Source organism: Bradyrhizobium sp. 142, from assembly GCF_023074015.1.
Lineage (GTDB): Bacteria > Pseudomonadota > Alphaproteobacteria > Rhizobiales > Xanthobacteraceae > Bradyrhizobium.
Window position 1 is genome coordinate 1 of sequence record NZ_JADPKQ010000175.1, and the last position, 838, is coordinate 838.

Genomic DNA, 838 nt, shown 5'->3' on the forward strand with positions numbered 1-838 from the left:
CCCGCATTTCTCACAGTGTTGAGGCGCATCGGGGCGCGAATCAGCGAAAGTTCTTTTGCGAGAAGGACTTTTGTCTGATCCAAGGAGCGCCCCGATGCCGACAGAGTGTAGCGCAGAACGATTTGATTTTGGAGTGGTGGAAGGCCGGGCTGTGGAGGCGGCCTTTGATGCTGGCCTGGTGACGTCGGATGCTGGAGCGCTGCTTCTGGGTGCCACCGATCGGGTGATTGATCTGGTGGGGCGCTTTGCCGATTGCTTTCGCGATCATCGCCGCCCAGACTTGATCGAGCATACGGTCGCGACGTTGGTCGGACAGCGGGTCTTTGGCATCGCGCTTGGCTACGAAGATCTCAATGATCACGACGAGCTGCGGCACGACCCGCTGATGGCGGTGCTGGCGGGCCAGGCGCGAGGACTACGCGCCGGTGGCGGGCAAGTCGACGCTGAACCGGCTGGAGCTGAGCCAAAGCGAACCTTCACGCTATCACAAGATCGCCTATGAGGCGGCGGCGATCGAGGCGCTGCCGGTGACGCTGTTCCTGGAGGCACACAGGCGAGCGCCGAAGCAGATCATTCTCGATCTCGACGCCACCGACGACCCGCTTCACGGGCATCAGGAGGGGCGCTTCTTCCACGGTTATTACGACTGCTATTGCTATCTGCCGCTGTACGTGTTCTGCGGCCGGCATCTGCTGGCGGCCAAGCTGCGACCGGCCGATATCGACGCCAGTGCGGGCAGCGTCGCGGAGCTCGCGCGGATTGTCCGACAGATCCGCGCCCGCTGGCCGCTCACGCGCATCGTGCTGCGGGCGGACTCGGGCTTTGCGCGCGAGGCGCT

Annotated in this window: 1 pseudogene; it reads left to right on the top strand. The window is 63.7% G+C overall.

Annotated features, from left to right (window positions below):
• Positions 1–94: 94 nt before the first annotated feature.
• Positions 95–838 (top strand): annotated as a pseudogene (locus tag IVA82_RS16315) (IS1380 family transposase); the annotation flags it as partial.